This is a genomic window from Nitrosopumilus ureiphilus (assembly GCF_013407185.1).
In the GTDB taxonomy this organism is placed as follows: Archaea; Thermoproteota; Nitrososphaeria; order Nitrososphaerales; family Nitrosopumilaceae; genus Nitrosopumilus; species Nitrosopumilus ureiphilus.
In genome coordinates this window covers 1,749,345-1,768,833 of the sequence record NZ_CP026995.1, presented here as the reverse complement: position 1 = coordinate 1,768,833, position 19,489 = coordinate 1,749,345, and the positions used below count along the sequence as shown (strand labels likewise).

Here is a 19,489-nt window from a genome sequence, read left to right as displayed (position 1 = left end):
AAATGGCAATAACAAAAATTCTTGTACCTGTTGATGGGTCAACATATTCACTAAAAGCATTTAGAATAGCACTTGATATTGCAAAAAACAATAACGCCAAAATCAATGTCTTAACATGTTTAGAAAAGGAAGATGTTGGTGCATGGTACATTGATAAAAGAACAAACAAAAAGATAATGAACGATGCCAAAAAGTTTGCAAAAGACTTTCTTTCAAAATTGGAAAAGCCTGCAAAAGATGCAAACATTCCAATTTCGTTAAATATTCTTGAAACAAAATCTGTCTCGAATCAGATAATTACATTTTCAAATTCAAATAAAATAGATCTAATTGTTATTGGATCCCACGGCAGAGGCGGATTTAACAAATTTCTTTTGGGTAGTGTAAGCAATAAGGTAAGTCAAATGGCTAAATGTCCCGTTATGATTGTAAAATAAAGGGTGATTCTTCGCATTGAGAACTTGTAAAAAATGTGATGTTCCAATGAATATCAAAAACCCACAAGAAGAGAGGAGAAGTAATGAACAAATTAACATGCCAACTGAATACTATTGTCCAAAATGCGATCATTCAGAGTTTGATGAGTGAGACTGAAAATTCTCAAGAAAGTGCTGGATTCTAAACTCTAGTCTAAAGGTAGTTTTCGATACTGTTCAGATAGGCGTTCTTTATTCGATTCAACGAATTTTTTTCTAAGATCTGAAATTGTATCTTCAAAGATTTCTAGTTTTTGTTCTTTTGTTATCATATTGTAATAGACAGTTCATCATACATAAAGAAGGCATAAATCCGAAATTTCAAAACGCTTAAGTTCATTTTTGAAAATAATACGTGGGTTTAAGTTCATAATTGTTGCAAAATATTCATGGGGTTGTTTGGAAAATCAAAATCAGATGAAGAAAACCAAAAAGTGATGAAAGAATGCCAATGAAAATTGATGAAATAGATACTGATTACGAGACAGTTAAGGTAGACCAAATTGGAATTGTTGATTCACATACAGGCGCAGTATTACTCAAAGATGAAAAAGTTGAATTCGTAATGTCTGGTTTTTCATCTGAAGTTGCAAAGATTATCTCTGATTTTGTTGATGGAAAACGTGATGATCCACCAACGATATACCGATTAGTTGAGCAAATTTGTGAGGAAAATGAAATCCTTCTAGTCCGAGTCAAAATCTATGAAAGTGGAGGGATTTTCAGAGCAAATCTGTATTTTACTGGAAAAAAGGACATGGTGTTTAGAAATTTCAGGGCATCTGATGCCATAGCATTGGCAACTTACTACAACATTCCAATTCTTGTAAGAAAATCTATGTTGAAAAGTATAGAAAAAAGTGAAATTGAAAAAAACTGATTCTACAAAGTAAAAGATTAATCACATCAAAATCAAGCCAAGTTATAACACCTAGAAAATTCTTTATCTACAAATCTGATGGAAGAAGAGTCAAATTCAATGAAAACAAGATTCTCAGCACATGCATTAGGGCAGGAGCTAGTAGGCATACTGCAAAACGGATTTTAAAAAAAGTCAAATCTGAAGTATACAGAGACATGACCTCAAATGACATTTACAAAAAAGTTCTTCAAGCTATTTCTGAAGAAAGGGGACTCAAAGCCTTGCATCAGAGATATCAATTAAAAGATGCAATTATGAGAATGGGTCCTGCAGGATTTGCATTTGAAAATTATATTGCATCTATATTGGAATATTATGATTATCGAGTAACAGGCATAAGATCAAAAATTCATGGAAAATGCGCAACTCATGAAATTGATTTGATAGGAAGTAAAGATGATAGAGAATTTCTGATTGAATGCAAGTATCATTCCCTCCGTGGAGCATATGTTGGTCTAAAAGAATCATTATACACACATGCAAGATTTCTTGATCTGCAACCAAAATTTTCAGGTGAGGTAGTTTTTTGCAACACCAAAATCTCAAATCATGCAAAAAAATATGCCAAATGTGTAGGACAGCAAATATTCTCTTGGAGATACCCTGCAACAAACAGTCTGGAAAAAATAATCGAAAAACACAATCTTTACCCAATCACAATTCTTAATTTGTCTCAAAATGAACTGGGAATCTTTTCTGAGTGCAATCTGATGATTGCAAAAGATCTTTTGAGATATGATGAAGCCAAGATTGCAAGAATGACTGGAATCTCTAAAAAGAGAATAAAAAACTTACAAAAATTGGTTGAAGGGATATTTTATCCAAAATAATCCTAACCATATCAATAAAAAATCAATAATCTCTTTAAAGGTTGTAATTATAACTCGACAATTATTTCACTATGGTTACAGGAGCCTTTGCTTTATGTAAGACAAAGTTTGATGTACTTCCAAAAAATAACTCTTTTGGAAATCCCATTCCTCTTGATCCTATAACAATTTGATCAATCTTGTTTGCAGGATTGTTAGCAAATGTGGTTAAGTCAATCCCTGAAGTATGCCCTCCAATAACAATTCCTTCAAATTTAATTTTATTTTTCTCTACTTTTTTCTTTGCAACATGTATCAATTCTCTCACTTCATTTGTCCATTTTTCCTCTGGGAGTATAGGTGTACGAACAGCAGAAAATGCACTGAAACTTGTATCACTATGAACGCCAAGAATCATTGCATCTGATTGTTTTGCAAACAAAATTGCCGCATCTAATCCTCGTAGAGAATTTTTTGAACCATCCAAACAAACCATAATTTTCTCAGCACTCATAAAAAAACAGAAGATATGCTTCATATTTATTTCAAAAGGTGATTGTTGATCTTGAAAATCAACTCTATCAAAGAAAAAAAAAATTTGAGATTACACATACACATTAGTATGAAAAACAAATATCATTATTAGTAGTGTTTTGACTGAACCTGAATGGCATGTAGATGTAAAGACTAGTTCAAAAATAACACTAGTGGTTGTAGATATGCAGAAATTGTTCTTGACTGAAAAAAAATCTCCTTGGATGAATAAAAAATTATTATCCATAATTCCAAATATTGAAAAACTAATTAAAAATATTGGAATACAAAATGTAATATTTACTCGCTTCACACCTCCTAGGAATTGGGAACATGAACAGGATTCTTGGCAAACATACTATAGAATAAATCAAAAAATCACACCAAATATTCTGGGAACTGAAGCATTAAATTTAATTGATGATTTTATCCCGTACATTCCAAATTCAATTGTCATCAGTAGAAAAAAATCGGCATCAATATTCATGGCAGGCAATTTTCACTCTAAAATAAAAAAGAGATCTACAAAAATCTTGGTTTTTACAGGTATCGAAACTGATTATTGTGTTCTTTCAAGTGTGTTAGATGCCATTCATTTAGGATATTATGTGATAGTAGTAATGGATGCATGTGCAAGCAGTAAAAAACAAGGTCAAAAACATGCAAGAGGAATATTTGATAGATTTCCAGAACAACTCTGGATTGTCTCTACAAATGATTTGATAAAGCATTTTCAAAATCACGTCAAAGATTAGATTCTAAACTCTAAATGTTTAAGTTCATAATTCTTGTAGGGAATTTGTAATTGAGTCATTCAAAGGATTTCAAAAAATTAACAGACCGATGGCTAAGCCTTAGAAGTTATGATTTAAGACCTGAAGAAATGGTTCAAAAATGTACTGAATTAATTACAGAAATACAACATACATTTGAAAATGAAGAACTAACAAAAGATGAAGATAGAGAAATTCAAGATTACAACACGAAATTATTCGCTTAAGATATACAAAAAATAAAAATCATGAAGTAGGTGATGTTTTTGATAGAACAGAATTTGATAATTAGATTCTAAATCTCTTTTTCGTAGCTGAGTAGTTAATTCAGTCCTTCCTAATGGATATGCAAACTCACACCACTACGATACTATACTATGCACTATCTGTCTAATAGAGTAATCACATTCTGGATGTTCTTTTATCAGTTTCTTAGATTCTAAACTCTATTTTCTAAAATGTCCCAATAATATTTTCATAATCATCCAAGATTTTCCCATATGCAATTGGCAGGGGTTCTTCAGACACAGGTTCAACAATAATTTTAGATTCTTCCAATTCTAATTCTTCTTCATAATCTTCAGTATCCATTTTCAGTAGATCCCGTAATCCTTCTGAGATACATTTTCCATCATGATTGCATATTTCTTGGAATTTCTCATAGTTTTCTGAAGATAATTTAGTTGACACTGTTTTCATGTGATATAATTGACATTACTTAGCTAAAAGACTTGTGGTACACCGCGAATAGACTTGAGTATACTGGTAAACTGCAAATAATACCTAACAAAGTTTGACTTATTTACAGATTAAATCTAGGCATCTTTATGCGGGGGTCGCCTAGCCTGGTAGGGCGTAGGATTGCTAATCCTATGTCCGCAAGGACACGGGGGTTCAAATCCCCCTCCCCGCGCCATTAAAACTTAATAGACCGATTTGAGAAGTTTTTTCAATGGGACGAAGAAAAACACAAAAAATTATTCGCACTGGTCCAAAAAACGCAACTACTGGAATGTGTCCTGTTTGTAAAACAATTGGCAAAGTATTCCTTTTAGGTCCACCTGGACAAGAGAGAGGAAAATGTGAAAAATGTCGCCAAGAATTTGAATTATAGTTAAAGTTGTCAAATACACTAATTATATTTCATATATCTCTCCCATTGCTAGATATTGACGATTTATGAAGTTCTCAAAAAATTTTATTTAAAGAAATAAAATTGAAATTTAAGACCAACAACGTTTTGTTGTCTGGTGATAATTTCAATAACCGCGTATTTCATCTCTAAGTGAAATATAGATCTAAAGTCAAAAAATGATTGGCTATTTTGCACATACAACAATCAATAAAGCAATTTGATCTAGTATTGTTAACATCAATAAACTCTCAAAGACTATCGTATCCTTTACGACTCCACGCTTTGAGAGATTTGATGTTTTTCTGTTAATGTGACAAAATTTTATTAGATTAACTGATCATTGTATTTTCGAAAGCTGGCTGACATCTATAAATTATGACTAGATATTCACAATGATTATTCGCTGACCAAGCCATCCTCCGATGAAGGATAATCAATCTAGCTTCCAAAATTGAATCTGAATCTATTTTTTGTAATTCACACAAGAATAGATTCCATCTGCTATGTCTTCTAACACATCATCTCCTTGTTTGAGAAGTTTGGCAACTCTTTTGTTCCCTATACTATAAAACCTATTTTTGCCATCTTTTCTGCTTTTGACCAATCCACATTCTGAGAGACATGACAGATGATTAGAAATATTTGACTGACTCTGTTTCAACTCTTCTGAAATTTCAGTTACTGTTTTTTCTTCATCAGATACTGACTCTAGTATGGATAGTCTTGTAACATCTCCAAAACCACGAAACAGTTTAGCTTTTAGTTCGAGTTTGTCTGATTGTTGACTTAACATATCATCAATTAATGATATGATTATATAAATACATAATTATGTCGTTTGAAAATAAACATTAAATTTAATAAGATAAATTTAACTTCCTAAATATTATGGTAAGTCAGGGTATTTTGATTGGTATTGCAGTTGGAGTATTTTTTGCAGGTTTAGGTATAGGATATACAGCATTACAATCAACAGCAACACCCATGATGATGACTCCTCAACAGATGCAACAAATGATGAATGATCCTGCATCTATGAATCAATGGCATAAACAAATGATGCAAAATCCACAAGCCATGAATCAGTGGATGGGAAACATGATGAATGATCCTCAAACAATGCAATATATGCATGACATGATGATGTCTAATCCTCAACACATGAACCAAATGATGAACCAAATGATGAACCCTGTGATGAATAACATGATGAATGACCCACAGATGCAACAACAAATGATGGACATGATGATGAACAATCAAGAAATGATGAATTCTATGATGAATAATCCAGACATAATGAACATGATGGGTGGAAACATGATGGGAAATAACATGATGGGTGGAAACATGATGGGAAATAACATGATGGGTTCTGGTATGATGATGGGTGGAATGTCTACACAAAGCTCAGCATCATTGGCAGATTTGCAATCATCAACTGGGCCTCAAACAAGAACATTTGATATTATTTTAGATGAAGTTAAATTTTCTGCTGAAGTAGAAAATGAAGAGGGCCAAGAAACAACTTCTCTTGTGGAGCTCCACCAATGGAATCCAAATCTTATTGTTGTAAATGAAGGTGATACTATAGTATTAAATATCTCAAATCCACGTAAGCACACTCATACATTTACAATTCCTGAATTTGGTGTTAGCACAAAAATTCTTGAGCCCAGAATAGGTAGTGAAACAATTCAGTTTGTTGCAGACAAAGCAGGAACTTTTACATTTTCCTGTGGATTGCCATTTAATTCAGCAACTGGACAATGTGATGCAGATCATCCAATGATGACTGGAACTTTGATTGTCTTAGGGTGACAATCCAATTCTAAATGGATTTTTGTCCTCTTCACAAAGATGTGGAATTATTACATACAAAATTACCTGATGGTAAAAGCAAAGACTATTGCCCCAAATGCCTGAAATTGTTTGGAGAAAAAATATGATTTCAGAGGATAAATCCTAAAACTTTTGATAATTAGAACTGAGATCAAAACTGATTATGTACTTGGTGAGAGTCCCAATTGAATACAATATGGCATTTTAGTATTTAGGGAATACTGATGATTCCTATGAATTATTTGTTCATTAGGGTTTTAAGTAAATTTTGTAACTATATGTCATGTCAAATGATTACACATCTGAATCTTGGGAACAACTACTGGGACTGTCTTGGGCAATTCTTGATGAAGAATAATCCTGAAGATCAGAATACTTTAGGATCTTGTTGTTTATCTAATTAAATCCTAAATACTCTGTAATTCATTTAGGGTTTTTTTCTAAATATCTGCGTCTTAAATTGATGATAATTATGGTACCTACAATAATTACGATGATGGTACTTATCGTCCCAATTAGAGCATAGCTTATTCTAATGTCTTTGATTTGAACACCTGGCTCCAATACAGTAATGCTTCTTTCCACCCAAGGATGAATTATGCATGTATATTCAAAAAATCCTTTTTCTTTGAATGTAAATGACCATGATTTGCCTGGCAAAATTACTCCACTATCAAAATAACCGTCTGGTTGTGCCTTGTCTGTTTCAGGATCGCCTAAAAACCCAATTCCTTTGCCGCTTGTAACAGTATGTCCTGTTATGTCATCATTTTTCCAAGTTACTACATCTCCAATTTCTACATCGTGATTAATTGGAACATACCATTCAATTACTGTTTTTAATTCTCTGGTGTGATCCCCTTGAGGTATTGTAATGATCATCTCTTCAGCATAAACTGTGGAAATTGAAAAAATAATCGACCATACGGCTATTCTAATTAATATGATTTGAATCAATGATGTTAATTGGGAGTCATTATTAATATGAATCAGTCCTAATTATCATGTCTGACTTTGATTTTTTTTTGAGTCTGATTTTATAATTTTGAGGCAAGATGACTGCCGTACTTGATGTGGATGAATCGCCTACTTTTCTTGTTCTCTGATGCATCTCTTAACAGTCTATGCAGATACATGCCCTGCAGTTCTGACATAATATGACGAACTCCACAACTTTCCTTTCCACATTTTTTGTTAGTTCTGGAGATGATAGACAACAGTCTTCTGAACATAGAAAGATTCCAAGATCAAACGTTGACTCGATCACTCAAATCATTTTCATTTCAGTTGGCTGTTATCCATAATGTGTATGTAATAATCATGTGAACTACCACTCGCCAAAGCATCGTGGCTTTCTGCTTCATCGAGCCTCAAAGTTGCTTTCGCAGACGTTTGTGGTTGTGGCTCTCGCATCCCTTGGTCGGGGATTGTCTTTTCAGACTCAGGCGTTTGTATTTTGATGATTCCCACAGTTCCTGTGGTATCATATGTCATTGGTTTTCTTACACGCATATTGTATTTGAATATTTGATTGTGTTTTGCTTTGAGTTGTGGTGTGTTCGCTCTCATCCCAACCCTAAAGGGTTTGGGTTTTCCCGCTCACATTCCATAAACACATGATCAAAATTATCATATCTGATACCAGGATCAAAAAATAGAAATTTTTTTAAATTGTGTTAAATTTTATGTATAAATTATTTCCAAGGATCTGCTTCTTCAGTCCATGTTTCTGCACCTTTTGATGATTTGTCCAGAGACTTGCTATTCTTAACATCTGATAAAAGACATTCATCAGAGCAATGTGTGGCACTGATATTCTTCATTAATCTTCCACATTTTTTGCAAAATTTGCCCATGTTCCAATTATAGAATTGAAAAATATACTTAATTCGCAGATTATCATATTTGATAACACATGTTGCTAATATCCTGAATATGTTGATTTTAATTTAAGTATGATCTTAACATTGTAGAATCATGGATGTCTCTACAGTAAAAACAAAATCCACCATTACAAAAAAGGAAAAAACAAGAACCGTCACTTATCGACTACCAGAAAAATTGGTTTCAGAACTAGAAAACGAAGCAATCCAAAAGGGAATATCTCATAATGTTTTGGTAAAACAAATTCTTGAAAAATATAACCGATGGGATAAATTCTTAGATAAAATTGGGATGATGCCTGTTCCAAAAGGAATCTTGACATCACTTGGAATTGATTTGGAAAGCCGGGATATCAACATGATAGTAGACATTCTAAAACCTGTCATCAAAGACAATGTAATGTTCATGAAGGGAAAATATGATCTAAAACGTTGCATGGAAACACTTGAGGATTACATGATGGCATCTGGAATGAAGTCAGACCCCACCGAACAGAAGGATCTTTGCATCACTTTATCATACAACACGGACTTGGCATGAATTGGTCATTACTTGCTGAACAACTCCTAAAGGAGATATTTCATGAATTCTTGCCAGAACAAACCGTCAAATCACAATTAACTGAAACTACAGTAATTATCACAATTGCATTAGGTGATGACTTTAACGAACATGAATATTAGAAACAAAAATTAGTTGTTGAGTATTAACTCAACTTCTGTTTTTCCATCATTGAATCTGCTTTGAATTCCTTTTATCTTGCTTTTATACAGGAATAGTCTCTTTCCGTCGTCTGTAATGATTCCTGATGTTTTGACCAAGTTATTGTCATGAAGTGTTTGGATTCTTCTATATACAGTACTCATTGGTATGTTGGCCTCGGCTGTTATTTCTATTGCAGATTTTGGCTTGTGCATAATAGATTCTAAAATGATCCTGCAATACTTGTCAGATAAAATCTCAAGTATGCCGTCTTTTCTTTCCTGTTCTTCAATTTTGAAGATATGTTGTAAAGTTTGCATACCTTGTATTCGTTTAATTTTGATATAACTATTGAGTACACACTGTCTTACAAATACAATATGTCATTTACCATAGAATTTCTCTAATTTTTTTAAAAATTAATGAAAATATAATACTTTGAACTTTTTCATGCAAAATTCTCACTATGTCTAATTCCTACAACAAAATTCGCTAAAGTGTAACATCTATGCTCTTGATTATGTTCTCCAAGTCATTTCTAGTGGGATGAGTTTGAATCCACTAAGATATTTGAGAATATCTGTGAATCTAAAATCCATCCATTAAAAGAAATAGTCAATATTTCATTTTACTACGTATTCTGTAATTTCTGGAGACAGTAAAACCTTGCAAATATCCCACGGTGTTACAAGCCAATCTTTGTAAATAATAAATGGATGAGCCATATCATGCATCATAGATGCCACTTCATTAATTTTCAAATTATCGCCAATTACTTTTGCTTCTTCTAAATCTACAATGTCGACTGATTCATTTAGAAAGTCATCTGTCTCTTTTAGATGCTTCATTTTCTCTGAAATGGCTTCAATAATCAATCTGTCACTAAGATACTTGTTGGAACCTTCTAGCAAAATCTTTCTTGCTTTGTTATCAAACATTGAATTAATGACGCTGCCAAACGTATCTCCTTTTTTGAAGGTCACTGGTTTCTTTTTTGGCAAGTCTTCAATTGTAAGGTTAGTTTTACATCTCTTGCCAATCTCTAGAATTTTTTGTGCAGAAATTGCAGAGTAAAACCCCCACTCATTAGGAATTACAGCATAAGCTCTTCCTCTCTCCTTCCAAAAATTCATCAAATCTTTGTATTTTGTTTCCTTTGAGACAGTAACTGGATTTGGCTCCATAATGTCTTCCACTTTGGTTCCATAGAATAAACTCAAAGTTGGATTCTTTGACAAATTCTCCATGATTTCTTTTCCTCCAATTGTGCCAATTGGATTGTGTTCCTTATCTCTTACAATGATTGAATCTGTGGCTGATTCCAAGTATTGAACCAGCATTCCAGTTACAACCCACACTTCTTTTCCTTTGTCAATATGGACACATAGTGACCATGTCAGTCTTTCTGGAAGTAATTCACCAAGTGTTCTTTCTGCTATTGGAATGTTCTGTGGCATATACTATAGTTGGTTTTGTTACATAAAGCAGCAATCAATAATTATCACATTTGATAAGATCTACTAAAAATTAGGTTATTCTCATTACGAATAATCAAAAAGCATTTGAAATAGCATTAATGTGTGTGCATAATATTGTGAGGCCTTGGATATCCCCTCCAAAATATGATATTTCTGAATTAACCCTAGAGCAAATATTTTCTGACAGTTTGACTGACACTCCATGTGTATATCTAAACAAAGAACGTGAAGTGTACATAGCTACTGAAATGTGTGTTCAATATCTTGAATCCTCAGTCGACTCGATTGTAATTAGAGATGATGATCATAATCCCATAGGGATGATTGGTGGTTATGATTTATTAAATTACATACGAGCAAATCCTACTAGTAATTCTCAATATGAAACCAAAGTCCAAGAAATTATGTTTAAGGATTTACTTATTGTAGAAAAAATGATAACATTCCAAGATTTGATGGATAAATGGAAAGCCTCTAGACGAGCTTTTGCAATTACCCCTAATTCTTTTCAAGGATATTCACCCATTTCGGCAAGAAAAATGTTGGAAGTTGGAATAAGATGCAAAACTAATACTTGTATTTCTTCAATGCCAAAAAAGAAAATGATCACTTTTCAACCCGATGATTCATTGAGAACCATTGTTGAATTAATGTTTAAACATAATACTCGAAAGATTCTGCTGGAATTTTCGGATCAATTTATCAGTGATCGATTAATACTAAAAGAAATTTCAAAAATACTGAAATTTAATCCTGATGTTGACAATTTTTTAGATATCCAAATTAATCAAGTAGAATTAGAGAATGTGGCCGTAATCAAAGAAGATCTGAATATTAGACAGCTTTGTACAATGATGTATGAAATGGATCACCCATATGTTGTTTATAAGGACATTTCAATTACTCCTTGGGATGTTTGTAATGTCTTAATGACTGAGAGGATAGCCGAATCATATGAACTAGAATCTGAAAAAACAATTTGTCCTCATTGTGGAAAGAATATTGATGTCTAAACCCATTATAGTCAAACTTCATAATCCCTAATAATATTACAAAACTTCTGTGATGTCCATGAATAATCCATCTGACTCTCAAAAATGAAATTTAACGGCCTGAAATAGCTACTCATTAAAAGAAATAGTCAAATTTCCTATGTTAACTATATGTGAATACAAAGAGAAGGAATTATAGTTCAAAAAGCTAACCTCACCATCAAAATATTTACCCATAACTTTTTAAGACAATTTTTTCTTGATAGATAATCATGAGTTCAGAAGCTGAAACCATCTATGAGCGAGTTGCAAAACTTGAAGATGAAATTGCATTACTTAGAAGCGAAGTAGATATTCTCAAAAAAGCATTTAGAAATAAAATCGCTCGTCATGAAATATCTATGATTAAGAAAGGCAATGATATAGATTCCATCATTGATTAATTTTTTGATTTTATACTTCTAATTAATTCTAAAATAAAATCTACATCTTCTGCGTTTGGATTAATTTCCAAATATTTATTCAAATATTTCAATGCAGTTTCCGAATTTAGCATTCTTTCTTCTAAAATTCCTTTATCTCTGATGTCTTCTGGGGATTCAGGTTCTATTGCTAAAACCATGTTGACACATAGTAATGCTTTATCATAAACAAATGATTGCACATAGGAGTTTTTTAAATTACGAGTCATTCTAACAAGAATTTGTTCTGGTTTTACCTCATCTAGATATTCTGGTTGAAATTCTAATTCTCCTCCAAAATTAACATCCAAAATTTCTTGCAAGTCATCTACATCTACAAGGCGACCATCATAAAATGGATCTAAAATCATTTCTTCATTATATTTTACTAGTACGTGACCTGGAAATCCCACTATCTTAAGATCTAGTCCTACAAACTTTGCAACTTCTACATATAGAATTGATAGTGTGATTGGGATTCCTGATTTTTTATCAATCACTTCATTTAGGAAATTATTTTTCGGATTATAGTAGTCATCATCATCTCCACTAAATCCTAAATTTTCAAAGAGATGTTCATTTAACATAGAAATTAGATATGTTGGATTTTTAACATCATTGATTGACTCTTTGAGAGACATTCCTATTTTACTAATTTTTTTGATGTAATCATCTACATTTAGATCAGGATATTCTAGAATCTGAGCAAATTTTAGACATTTTTCTACCAAGTTAAAATTTGGATTTTTTACAAATGCAAACCATTCTGCAACTAATGGATCAAATTTTTCTTCCAATGGTACTAACTCAGTTTTTTTAGGTATAATTGGGGATCTTTTAGCTCTCTTGTGCTTGGGGGGATCTCGATCATTTTTTTGAAGGTATTCTTGCCTAATTTTTCATAAATTGCTTTAGTGAAATCCTTTCCCATGCTCTTTCTTACCTGGTATGATGAAAAATCTGTTCCCATAAATGTCGTGAGATAATTCTGAAAGTCTTGATCTTCTTTTAGAATATTCTCAATTGCAAATCCTGCCATTCCTTCCATTGCAGTAAATGCTGCATGGTGTTGTTGAATTGGAACTAACCATCTTTTGTAAATGTCTAGTAGTTGTGGAATTGATTCTCCTATCTTTGGATCAATTTCTACATGTGTGAATGTCATTACATCTGGTCCAATTTGCTCAATTAGGAAATGATCTGGATTCAAAAAGAAAAATAGATTTGCTTTTTTTGCAAAAGGAAAATCATCTGGAACTGCTTGTAGCTGGCAATACTCTGAAAGTTTGTTTACAGTTTCAGTATCTAGTGATAAAATTATCTCTGCTAGTTCTTCGTTGATTCTGTTTACCTCCATTGCAGCATTCTTGTTTATTTGGTGCAGATTTCCCTGAGCTGAATGAATTAATTCTTCGAGCACTGTCATCTTTACTGCACCAAGATAACCTGAATTTACATTTTCAAATCTTGATTCGTATGGCTCTCCTTGTTTGTGGAGAATTATCTGTGGATATCTTGACAAAATGAATTTGTTTAGATAAATTACTGAATTAAGGTAATCGCCATATGTAGTTGTAATTTTAGAAATGTATTGAATTGCGTATGTTGAATATACCAAGTATTTTGCAGTGTTTTCTTTCATGAGTTCTGCAATATTTTTTAGATCTTCTTTTGCAACTGCATTGAATAATTTTATGACAAATTCCTTTGATTCTGAATCTGCAAATACCTTCTCTCCTTTCAATCTTTTCAAATCTTCTAATTCTGGAAATTTTAACTGAAGATCACTTGGAACTTTGACTCCAAGAAAATCTTCTGCCTTTTCTTTGAAAATAGGAAATATCTCCTTTGCAATCTCTTCTAATTCACTGAATTGTACCTTTCCTGCAATGTCTTCTTTGGCTTTAATTGCAAGCTGCATGATTTCTCTTTCTTCATCAATTTCAACTGATAATTGGCCAAATAGGGCCTCAGCAAACTCTTCGAATTCTCCCAATTTGCATAAAATCAAAAAATACTACATTTAACATTATCTTGATTTTGACATCAAAGAAATTATTAGTTCATGATTCTCTGACTTAACAGAAATGCTAGGATCTACTCCTGAATTCTTGAGATGTGTCAAATGTGGTTCTAAACTAGAACTAGATGCATTCAAAATTAAAAAAGAAATTGAAGAAGGAATTTTAGAATGCAAAAAATGTAAACTTGTATGCCCAATTATCGAGAAAATTCCTATTCTTTGGGATGATTTTTCAAATTATCTCTCTTATCGAAAAGTTTTGGGTGGGAAACTCTATCAGTTAGCAATCACTGAAAAAATGAAAAGTTTTTTGAAATCATCCTTGTCAAAAATTATTTTTGTTGATGATAGAACTTTACTTGAAGAAAGATGGTCAAAAATATATCAAAACAGCAAGCATTCAAAATTCTATTCTTTAATAAAAAATAATCTCGGTACATTATCAAAATCAAATTTTGTATTGGAACATGGTTGCTCAATTGGAATTATGGCTTCGTTTCTTGCTGATTCCAACAAAATGGTTTTTGGAATCGATAGATCATTTAGTGCATTAAGGTTTGCCAAAAAATCTTACAAAAATAATCTTGATTATGTTGTAGCTGATTCATTATCTCCTGTATTTGGAAACTTGCAATTTGATTTGGTAATGGCACTAAATATTTTAGAATTAGTAGAACCTATAGAATTACTAAAGCATGTATCAAAACAAATCTCTTCTGGATATTTTGTAATCTCTGATCCGTATGATTTTGATAGGGGTGCAAACTCTGTCAGAAAATCCTTGGACGAATCTCAATTGCGCACAAATTTAGAAAAATTTGGATTCAAAATTTCTGCCAAAACAAAAAATCCGTCTTACATCCCATGGAGTTTAAAACTCAATTCCCGTGCGACTCTGACATATAAGGTGGATTTGATTATTGGAAAAAAATAAAATCCTTAAATCAAATCCCTCCAAATTCCTTGAAACTCATCACTTGCAACCACTGTCACAATTTTGATCTTACCCAGTGGCATAAGATCTTGTCTTTTGTCATAATATGCAAATTCTCCTTCTTTGTTAGGATAAATTGTGATTATGTCTTGTTGTCCTGGTTCTAGTAGATCTGTTTGAACATTAAATCCCTCGATGTAAAGTCTATGATTTGTTGTTCCGTTATTAATCACAGTTAGTACGTATGCAAATGATGTACGTGAAAGTAATGTGGGATTGACATCTCCTGCAACGCCTTTTATTGCTCTGATCTGAGTTTTTCCATCAATATCTTCAAAGATTATGGTATGTTCCACTTTTTCTGGCCAGAAAATTGTTACATGTCTGACATTTCCTTGTCCAATAAATCCTACAATTACTGCTAATGCCACCATTCCGCCTACCAAGGCTACAATAATCAAAATTTTATCATTTGACTGCAATATTGTACTACTTTGTTTTTCTCCTTAAAGAAACTACATGATTATTCTCAATAAAAAATTTGGAAAAAGAAAAACCAGTTAATTTAAGAATCCCAATGCGGTAGTTTTTCTATCTTGGTTCATTACTTTATCAATAAAATAAAGCGTGTATCGAATAGACCTTCCAAATGTGTCAATTGTGGTGGATTGGACATTAAATGTGATGCAGTTTTAGCTACAATTGGTCCTTCTGAAGCAAATGCTGACTATGTTCCATCAGTTCTATGTCTTTCCTGTGAAACTTTGATGGTAATCACTACTCATTCAGAATTGATTATTGGAATCCATCATACAGTAGGAAATCAGGTTTCTATGCGTAGTTCTTAAAATACGTTGGAATTATCTACATAGATAGTACTGAATCAAATTATAAATAAAAAAATGAGGTTTCAAAAGATTATTTCTTTTTTGAAGCCTTTGCTTTTGTTGTTTTAGCTGCTGCTTTTTTCTTGGCTGCCATATAATGCATGTTATTTTGGTAGAATTTCTACTGGTTAAATTAAAAAAAATACACAAAATGGGTATTCTTTGGAATACAATTTACTAGTAAAATTCTATAAAAAAGAACAAACAATGAAATAGTAAAATCATGTGTCATAATACATGGCATCTATCATCATAATCCCAATCATCATTGTTGCAATTATAGGGCTCTCTGGTTATCTTGCTTACAGATTTTTAATTTACGATTTGTATTGCAAAAGATCTGTTAATCAAACACTTTTAAAATATAATATTAAAAAAACTCCTTCTGAAATTATTAAAGAGTATTATCATAACAAAGGAGAACAAATCTCTCATAAGGAAATTCAACTACTTGAAAAAAATTACAGGCAAAATGAACCCGAACAATTTCTTGCAATGTATGATGCAATAAGGGATAAATCTAAAAATAAAGAATAGTTTTCTCTAAACGATTTAAGGCTTAACTGGAATTTGAATAAATGGTGTTCCGCCTTCGCCAACTACAAGTGGTAGTTTTCCATCCCATGCTTGCGTCTTTAACCAATCCAAATAGTTTGGATTCTCGGCTAACGCTCTATTGATAATTGCTATGGCCTCTGCCTCACCTTTGGCTTCTGCAATGTTTGCATTTGCTAAACCCACAGCGTTTGCCTCAGTTTGTCTGGCCTCGACTTCAATTCTTCTCAAGTCATTTTCTGCTCTTAGTGCATTTTGTTCTGCTTCTACTTTGGATTCAATTGCCTGAGCAAATAATGGTGAGAATTCAAAATCAGTAATTGAAATTACGTCTGTAACTACTTCAAATTGATTTAATCTTTCGGTAATTGCTACTTCTATATCTTGTTTGACTAGCGGTCTTTTTGTAATTAGTTCTTCGGCATTATATTTTGCAGTAACTTGTTTTACTGTTTCTTCAATTGCTGGTTGAATAACCCTATTTTCATAATCAAGACCTAAATTCTTGTATAATCTATGTACTGCCTCTTTATCTGGATGGTAGTTTACTGTTACAGTTGTCTCTACTGTTTGCAGATCTCTTGATGCACTACGAGCATCACTTGCATACTTTAGTGTACGAACTTCAATATTGACTACTTCATCTTGGAATGGAATCACAAAATGTAATCCTTCATCAAGTGGGGGTTGTGTCAGATCAACTGCATTCCAATGCAATAGAACCCCTCTGTGCCCCGCATCAACAATTTTTACAGAAGCTGTTGCTACTACTCCAATAATTATAAGAAGAACAATTGCTACTGCAACCCCTTTTGCTGCACTCATATTCACATTAACTTTGGGTGATTGGTACTTTGACAATATTACTGGTCTATTCTTCCTACTATTATACCAATCATATTCAAAATATGTTTTGACACTAGGATTTTAGTCACTCAACAAATTTAAGACATCTAATCCTATCGCAATTAATGGCAGAACCTAATTTTTCATGGATTTATCTGATAATTTTCTTAGCAATTCCACTATCAAGAATTATTCCTCGATTATTGGCTAAAAGAGGAATTAGGTTTAATCCCTCTCAAACAATCAAAGAAAGACAATATCCTCCAGGTTTTGACAATTTTTCCCAAAATCCTTCAATGAAATCTTCAAAACCTGAAATTGATCCCTTAAAACCTCAAACAAAATCAATGTTAGTTTTAGGAGAGTTAAACAGAGGAACAAAATACTTTGAAAATATTCAAAAAAACACTGGACTTGATAATCAAGAGCTTGAATCAATTCTGGAAGATCTAGAAAATAATGGAATGCTAAAAGTACATCAAAAACAAGGATTATTTGGTCTCAAAACTGAATTACTCCCCACAGATAAGGGGTTTAAGGAATACTATTCTTAGAAATATGCGTCATACTCGGTTTAAATTAGCGAGTAGTGGTAATTCTACATGATTCACATTGGTGGAAAAATAGGTGAATTTGTTTGGTAAGTTCAAATCAAAATTCTAGTTGTATGAGATGTGGGAAAAATTCTATGCTAACTGATGATACTACCGGTGAACAATTTTGCTCAAAATGTGGATATGTTGTCTCTGAAAAAACCCAAGAATCAGGTCCTGAATGGAGATCGTTTCAAAAAGATGGAGGTGCAGATCCTGCAAGAACTGGTGCTCCATCATCACTTCTAATGCATGATATGGGGCTATCCACTGTTATCAATCCCTTGAACAAGGACGCTTCAGGAAAACCACTTTCTACATCGATGAAGAGTACAATTGAGCGTCTTAGAACTTGGGATAACAGAAGTCAAGTTCACGAACCTGTTGATAGAAACTTGAGGCAAGCTCTTGGCGAATTAACTAGATTAAAAGACAAGATTGCAATTTCTGCAAATGTTCTTGAAAAAGCAGCTTACATTTACCGAAAGGCATTGGAGAAAAAACTTGTCCGTGGCAGATCTATTTCTGCAATGATTGCTGCATCTCTTTATGCTGCATGTCGAGATACTGCAACACCTAGAACACTAAAAGATGTTGCAGATGCTGCAAATGTAAAACGAAAAGATATTGCAAGATGTTATAGATTATTACATTATGAATTAGAACTAAAAATGCCCGTTGTCGATTCAGTTCAATGCATTGCAAGAATTTCAAGCAAACTCGATATTACAGAAAAAACAAAACGATTTGCAATTAAGGTACTCAAAGAGGCCCAAGAACGTGAAGAATCAGCTGGAAAAGATCCAATGGGTCTTGCAGCATCTGCATTATATCTGTCATGTGTACATAATGGCGCATCTGTAACTCAAAGAGATATTGCCGAAGCTGCTGGTGTAACAGAAGTTACCATAAGAAATCGATACAAGGGATTGAAGGCTAGTCACTCATAATTATTTTTGAAAAAAATAAAAAAATCAACTCTGGATCGATACTAATTTTCACACGATACTTAATCCCTGTACTGATTGTTATTGTTTTATGGATTGTAAGAAAGGATTTATTCATAATTTTGCATATTTCTTAATTCTAGACACAAGACGATGCATCAATTGTGGTATTGATGAAAAAAATATCTCATAAACATTTTGAGTCATTTAAAAAATTTTGTCAAAAATTAATAAAAAATAGAATTTTGCACAAAAATTTGTGCAAACATTTCTAACTTTTTAGCATTATTAGTGCTGTATATTGGACTTTGTTATCTGACAATACAACAGCTGTCAATTTTATGTCTTCAACATTTCGATCTTGAATACATGAATTAACCAGACTGTCAAGTTCGGATTTTGTTTCAGACTGTACTATTTCTACTTTCATTGTTCTGGACATATTGATTATTTGTATGTCTTAAGAATTCCTGCGTTGAATCTTTGGAATTTTTTTAAATTATGAATTTTTTTCTTGATAATCCTAATTGTATTATTTATTCTAAATTCTAGATTATGTAGAAAAGATGGTAATGTTTCAATCATGCTGTTTTCACCTTCTAAGATAACTGATCTCAAATGTATGATTAAACTAAATATGAATTGATTATGCTCAGAATATTATCAACTATCTCTTTGTTTATTATTTTCAAATCT

29 protein-coding genes, 1 tRNA gene and 1 pseudogene are annotated in these 19,489 nt (G+C 32.5%); 17 read left to right on the top strand and 14 right to left on the bottom strand.

Annotation, left to right across the window (positions count from 1 at the left end; translation table 11 throughout):
• Positions 1–2: 2 nt before the first annotated feature.
• Both C5F50_RS10480 and C5F50_RS13335 read left to right on the top strand, forming a co-directional pair.
• Complete coding sequence (locus C5F50_RS10480; protein WP_179371280.1) at positions 3–437, top strand: universal stress protein; 435 nt, start codon at positions 3–5, stop codon at positions 435–437.
• A gap of 16 nt (positions 438–453) precedes the next feature.
• On the top strand, positions 454–588 hold the full coding sequence (locus tag C5F50_RS13335; RefSeq protein ID WP_280924457.1) for a hypothetical protein: 135 nt from the start codon (positions 454–456) through the stop codon (positions 586–588).
• 37 nt (positions 589–625) lie between these two features.
• Here C5F50_RS13335 and C5F50_RS13330 read toward each other — a convergent pair whose 3' ends face one another.
• On the bottom strand, positions 626–748 hold the full coding sequence (locus tag C5F50_RS13330; RefSeq protein ID WP_280924456.1) for a hypothetical protein: 123 nt from the start codon (positions 746–748) through the stop codon (positions 626–628).
• A 179-nt stretch (positions 749–927) separates the two neighbouring features.
• Here C5F50_RS13330 and C5F50_RS10475 point away from each other — a divergent pair, with 179 nt between their 5' ends.
• Complete coding sequence (locus C5F50_RS10475) at positions 928–1,356, top strand: bifunctional nuclease family protein (RefSeq protein WP_179371279.1); 429 nt, start codon at positions 928–930, stop codon at positions 1,354–1,356.
• Entirely contained in the window at positions 1,353–2,228 is an 876-nt protein-coding gene (locus C5F50_RS10470) for an ATP cone domain-containing protein (RefSeq protein ID WP_342448763.1), read from the top strand. The genes C5F50_RS10475 and C5F50_RS10470 overlap by 4 nt, the downstream gene beginning before the upstream one ends.
• Before the next feature lie 61 nt (positions 2,229–2,289).
• Here the strand turns inward: C5F50_RS10470 and C5F50_RS10465 are convergent, their stop codons facing one another.
• Positions 2,290–2,721 carry a universal stress protein gene (locus tag C5F50_RS10465; protein ID WP_179371278.1) on the bottom strand — a complete coding sequence of 144 codons (432 nt, stop codon included), beginning with the start codon at positions 2,719–2,721 and terminating at the stop codon, positions 2,290–2,292.
• A 139-nt stretch (positions 2,722–2,860) separates the two neighbouring features.
• Here C5F50_RS10465 and C5F50_RS10460 point away from each other — a divergent pair, with 139 nt between their 5' ends.
• Both C5F50_RS10460 and C5F50_RS10455 read left to right on the top strand, forming a co-directional pair.
• Complete coding sequence (locus C5F50_RS10460; protein ID WP_246282041.1) at positions 2,861–3,496, top strand: cysteine hydrolase family protein; 636 nt, start codon at positions 2,861–2,863, stop codon at positions 3,494–3,496.
• A 50-nt stretch (positions 3,497–3,546) separates the two neighbouring features.
• Positions 3,547–3,741, top strand: a complete 195-nt coding sequence (locus C5F50_RS10455; RefSeq protein ID WP_179371277.1) for a hypothetical protein — start codon at positions 3,547–3,549, stop codon at positions 3,739–3,741.
• A gap of 226 nt (positions 3,742–3,967) precedes the next feature.
• Here C5F50_RS10455 and C5F50_RS10450 read toward each other — a convergent pair whose 3' ends face one another.
• A complete protein-coding gene (locus C5F50_RS10450; protein WP_179371276.1) occupies positions 3,968–4,213 on the bottom strand; it encodes a hypothetical protein in 246 nt (81 codons plus the stop codon).
• A 130-nt stretch (positions 4,214–4,343) separates the two neighbouring features.
• Between C5F50_RS10450 and C5F50_RS10445 the strand changes: the two genes are divergently transcribed.
• Positions 4,344–4,430 (top strand) — tRNA-Ser (locus C5F50_RS10445).
• Between the two features lie 36 nt (positions 4,431–4,466).
• The gene (locus C5F50_RS10440) at positions 4,467–4,628 is read left to right on the top strand and encodes a hypothetical protein (RefSeq protein ID WP_179371275.1); all 162 of its coding nucleotides are present in this window, start codon (positions 4,467–4,469) and stop codon (positions 4,626–4,628) included.
• A 484-nt stretch (positions 4,629–5,112) separates the two neighbouring features.
• Here C5F50_RS10440 and C5F50_RS10435 read toward each other — a convergent pair whose 3' ends face one another.
• On the bottom strand, positions 5,113–5,442 hold the full coding sequence (locus C5F50_RS10435) for an ArsR/SmtB family transcription factor (protein WP_179371274.1): 330 nt from the start codon (positions 5,440–5,442) through the stop codon (positions 5,113–5,115).
• Between the two features lie 95 nt (positions 5,443–5,537).
• Here C5F50_RS10435 and C5F50_RS10430 point away from each other — a divergent pair, with 95 nt between their 5' ends.
• Entirely contained in the window at positions 5,538–6,470 is a 933-nt protein-coding gene (locus tag C5F50_RS10430) for a cupredoxin domain-containing protein (protein WP_179371273.1), read from the top strand.
• Positions 6,471–6,914: 444 nt separating this feature from the next.
• Here the strand turns inward: C5F50_RS10430 and C5F50_RS10425 are convergent, their stop codons facing one another.
• The 3 genes from C5F50_RS10425 to C5F50_RS13325 all read right to left on the bottom strand — a co-directional run bounded on the left by C5F50_RS10425 (position 6,915) and on the right by C5F50_RS13325 (position 8,314).
• Positions 6,915–7,448, bottom strand: coding sequence for a cupredoxin domain-containing protein (locus tag C5F50_RS10425; RefSeq protein WP_179371272.1), 534 nt, complete (start codon positions 7,446–7,448; stop codon positions 6,915–6,917).
• A gap of 321 nt (positions 7,449–7,769) precedes the next feature.
• Positions 7,770–8,060, bottom strand: coding sequence for a hypothetical protein (locus C5F50_RS10420; RefSeq protein WP_179371271.1), 291 nt, complete (start codon positions 8,058–8,060; stop codon positions 7,770–7,772).
• 125 nt (positions 8,061–8,185) lie between these two features.
• On the bottom strand, positions 8,186–8,314 hold the full coding sequence (locus C5F50_RS13325) for a hypothetical protein (RefSeq protein WP_280924455.1): 129 nt from the start codon (positions 8,312–8,314) through the stop codon (positions 8,186–8,188).
• A 154-nt stretch (positions 8,315–8,468) separates the two neighbouring features.
• Here C5F50_RS13325 and C5F50_RS10415 point away from each other — a divergent pair.
• Positions 8,469–9,058: pseudogene (locus tag C5F50_RS10415) on the top strand (hypothetical protein).
• A gap of 9 nt (positions 9,059–9,067) precedes the next feature.
• On the opposite strand, the gene C5F50_RS10410 reads toward C5F50_RS10415, so the two are convergent.
• The gene (locus C5F50_RS10410; RefSeq protein WP_179371270.1) at positions 9,068–9,397 is read right to left on the bottom strand and encodes a winged helix-turn-helix domain-containing protein; all 330 of its coding nucleotides are present in this window, start codon (positions 9,395–9,397) and stop codon (positions 9,068–9,070) included.
• A gap of 303 nt (positions 9,398–9,700) precedes the next feature.
• Entirely contained in the window at positions 9,701–10,534 is an 834-nt protein-coding gene (locus tag C5F50_RS10405; RefSeq protein ID WP_179371269.1) for a CBS domain-containing protein, read from the bottom strand.
• A 125-nt stretch (positions 10,535–10,659) separates the two neighbouring features.
• Here C5F50_RS10405 and C5F50_RS10400 point away from each other — a divergent pair, with 125 nt between their 5' ends.
• Together C5F50_RS10400 and C5F50_RS10395 are read left to right on the top strand one after the other, a co-directional pair.
• Positions 10,660–11,568 (top strand): CBS domain-containing protein, encoded by a 909-nt coding sequence (locus tag C5F50_RS10400; RefSeq protein WP_179371268.1) that lies wholly within the window; start codon positions 10,660–10,662, stop codon positions 11,566–11,568.
• Positions 11,569–11,819: 251 nt separating this feature from the next.
• Positions 11,820–11,990, top strand: a complete 171-nt coding sequence (locus C5F50_RS10395; protein WP_179371267.1) for a hypothetical protein — start codon at positions 11,820–11,822, stop codon at positions 11,988–11,990.
• On the opposite strand, the gene C5F50_RS10390 is transcribed toward C5F50_RS10395, so the two are convergent.
• On the bottom strand, positions 11,987–12,805 hold the full coding sequence (locus C5F50_RS10390) for a SirB1 family protein (RefSeq protein ID WP_179371266.1): 819 nt from the start codon (positions 12,803–12,805) through the stop codon (positions 11,987–11,989). The two genes, C5F50_RS10395 and C5F50_RS10390, sit on opposite strands and share 4 nt — an antisense overlap.
• A 5-nt stretch (positions 12,806–12,810) precedes the next feature.
• Complete coding sequence (locus tag C5F50_RS10385; RefSeq protein WP_179371265.1) at positions 12,811–14,004, bottom strand: hypothetical protein; 1,194 nt, start codon at positions 14,002–14,004, stop codon at positions 12,811–12,813.
• A gap of 91 nt (positions 14,005–14,095) precedes the next feature.
• Between C5F50_RS10385 and C5F50_RS10380 the strand changes: the two genes are divergently transcribed.
• Complete coding sequence (locus C5F50_RS10380; RefSeq protein WP_179371264.1) at positions 14,096–14,965, top strand: methyltransferase domain-containing protein; 870 nt, start codon at positions 14,096–14,098, stop codon at positions 14,963–14,965.
• A 5-nt stretch (positions 14,966–14,970) separates the two neighbouring features.
• Here the strand turns inward: C5F50_RS10380 and C5F50_RS10375 are convergent, their stop codons facing one another.
• Positions 14,971–15,447: a cupredoxin domain-containing protein gene (locus C5F50_RS10375; protein ID WP_179371263.1), complete on the bottom strand. Its 477-nt coding sequence runs from the start codon at positions 15,445–15,447 to the stop codon at positions 14,971–14,973.
• Between the two features lie 186 nt (positions 15,448–15,633).
• Here C5F50_RS10375 and C5F50_RS10370 point away from each other — a divergent pair, with 186 nt between their 5' ends.
• The gene (locus tag C5F50_RS10370) at positions 15,634–15,813 is read left to right on the top strand and encodes a hypothetical protein (RefSeq protein WP_246282040.1); all 180 of its coding nucleotides are present in this window, start codon (positions 15,634–15,636) and stop codon (positions 15,811–15,813) included.
• 276 nt (positions 15,814–16,089) lie between these two features.
• Complete coding sequence (locus C5F50_RS10365) at positions 16,090–16,389, top strand: hypothetical protein (protein ID WP_179371261.1); 300 nt, start codon at positions 16,090–16,092, stop codon at positions 16,387–16,389.
• Positions 16,390–16,404: 15 nt separating this feature from the next.
• Here C5F50_RS10365 and C5F50_RS10360 read toward each other — a convergent pair whose 3' ends face one another.
• Entirely contained in the window at positions 16,405–17,268 is an 864-nt protein-coding gene (locus tag C5F50_RS10360; protein WP_179371260.1) for a prohibitin family protein, read from the bottom strand.
• 110 nt (positions 17,269–17,378) lie between these two features.
• Here C5F50_RS10360 and C5F50_RS10355 point away from each other — a divergent pair, with 110 nt between their 5' ends.
• Positions 17,379–17,807: a hypothetical protein gene (locus C5F50_RS10355; RefSeq protein ID WP_179371259.1), complete on the top strand. Its 429-nt coding sequence runs from the start codon at positions 17,379–17,381 to the stop codon at positions 17,805–17,807.
• Positions 17,808–17,920: 113 nt separating this feature from the next.
• A complete protein-coding gene (locus tag C5F50_RS10350) occupies positions 17,921–18,796 on the top strand; it encodes a transcription initiation factor IIB (RefSeq protein WP_082051966.1) in 876 nt (291 codons plus the stop codon).
• Positions 18,797–19,064: 268 nt separating this feature from the next.
• Here the strand turns inward: C5F50_RS10350 and C5F50_RS10345 are convergent, their stop codons facing one another.
• On the bottom strand, positions 19,065–19,223 hold the full coding sequence (locus C5F50_RS10345; RefSeq protein ID WP_179371258.1) for a hypothetical protein: 159 nt from the start codon (positions 19,221–19,223) through the stop codon (positions 19,065–19,067).
• Between the last annotated feature and the right edge of the window lie 266 nt (positions 19,224–19,489).

Excerpts from the sequence above, each read along its gene's own strand:
- C5F50_RS10480 (WP_179371280.1), top strand. The coding sequence starts at position 3 with ATGGCAATAACAAAAATTCTTGTACCTGTTGATGGGTCAACATATTCA.
- C5F50_RS13330 (WP_280924456.1), bottom strand. The coding sequence starts at position 748 with ATGATAACAAAAGAACAAAAACTAGAAATCTTTGAAGATACAATTTCA.
- C5F50_RS10475 (WP_179371279.1), top strand. The coding sequence starts at position 928 with ATGAAAATTGATGAAATAGATACTGATTACGAGACAGTTAAGGTAGAC.
- C5F50_RS10465 (WP_179371278.1), bottom strand. The coding sequence starts at position 2,721 with ATGAGTGCTGAGAAAATTATGGTTTGTTTGGATGGTTCAAAAAATTCT.
- C5F50_RS10450 (WP_179371276.1), bottom strand. The coding sequence starts at position 4,213 with ATGAAAACAGTGTCAACTAAATTATCTTCAGAAAACTATGAGAAATTC.
- C5F50_RS10440 (WP_179371275.1), top strand. The coding sequence starts at position 4,467 with ATGGGACGAAGAAAAACACAAAAAATTATTCGCACTGGTCCAAAAAAC.
- C5F50_RS10435 (WP_179371274.1), bottom strand. The coding sequence starts at position 5,442 with ATGTTAAGTCAACAATCAGACAAACTCGAACTAAAAGCTAAACTGTTT.
- C5F50_RS10430 (WP_179371273.1), top strand. The coding sequence starts at position 5,538 with ATGGTAAGTCAGGGTATTTTGATTGGTATTGCAGTTGGAGTATTTTTT.
- C5F50_RS10420 (WP_179371271.1), bottom strand. The coding sequence starts at position 8,060 with ATGAGAGCGAACACACCACAACTCAAAGCAAAACACAATCAAATATTC.
- C5F50_RS13325 (WP_280924455.1), bottom strand. The coding sequence starts at position 8,314 with ATGAAGAATATCAGTGCCACACATTGCTCTGATGAATGTCTTTTATCA.
- C5F50_RS10410 (WP_179371270.1), bottom strand. The coding sequence starts at position 9,397 with ATGCAAACTTTACAACATATCTTCAAAATTGAAGAACAGGAAAGAAAA.
- C5F50_RS10405 (WP_179371269.1), bottom strand. The coding sequence starts at position 10,534 with ATGCCACAGAACATTCCAATAGCAGAAAGAACACTTGGTGAATTACTT.
- C5F50_RS10395 (WP_179371267.1), top strand. The coding sequence starts at position 11,820 with ATGAGTTCAGAAGCTGAAACCATCTATGAGCGAGTTGCAAAACTTGAA.
- C5F50_RS10380 (WP_179371264.1), top strand. The coding sequence starts at position 14,096 with ATGCTAGGATCTACTCCTGAATTCTTGAGATGTGTCAAATGTGGTTCT.
- C5F50_RS10365 (WP_179371261.1), top strand. The coding sequence starts at position 16,090 with ATGGCATCTATCATCATAATCCCAATCATCATTGTTGCAATTATAGGG.
- C5F50_RS10355 (WP_179371259.1), top strand. The coding sequence starts at position 17,379 with ATGGCAGAACCTAATTTTTCATGGATTTATCTGATAATTTTCTTAGCA.
- C5F50_RS10350 (WP_082051966.1), top strand. The coding sequence starts at position 17,921 with ATGAGATGTGGGAAAAATTCTATGCTAACTGATGATACTACCGGTGAA.
- C5F50_RS10345 (WP_179371258.1), bottom strand. The coding sequence starts at position 19,223 with ATGAAAGTAGAAATAGTACAGTCTGAAACAAAATCCGAACTTGACAGT.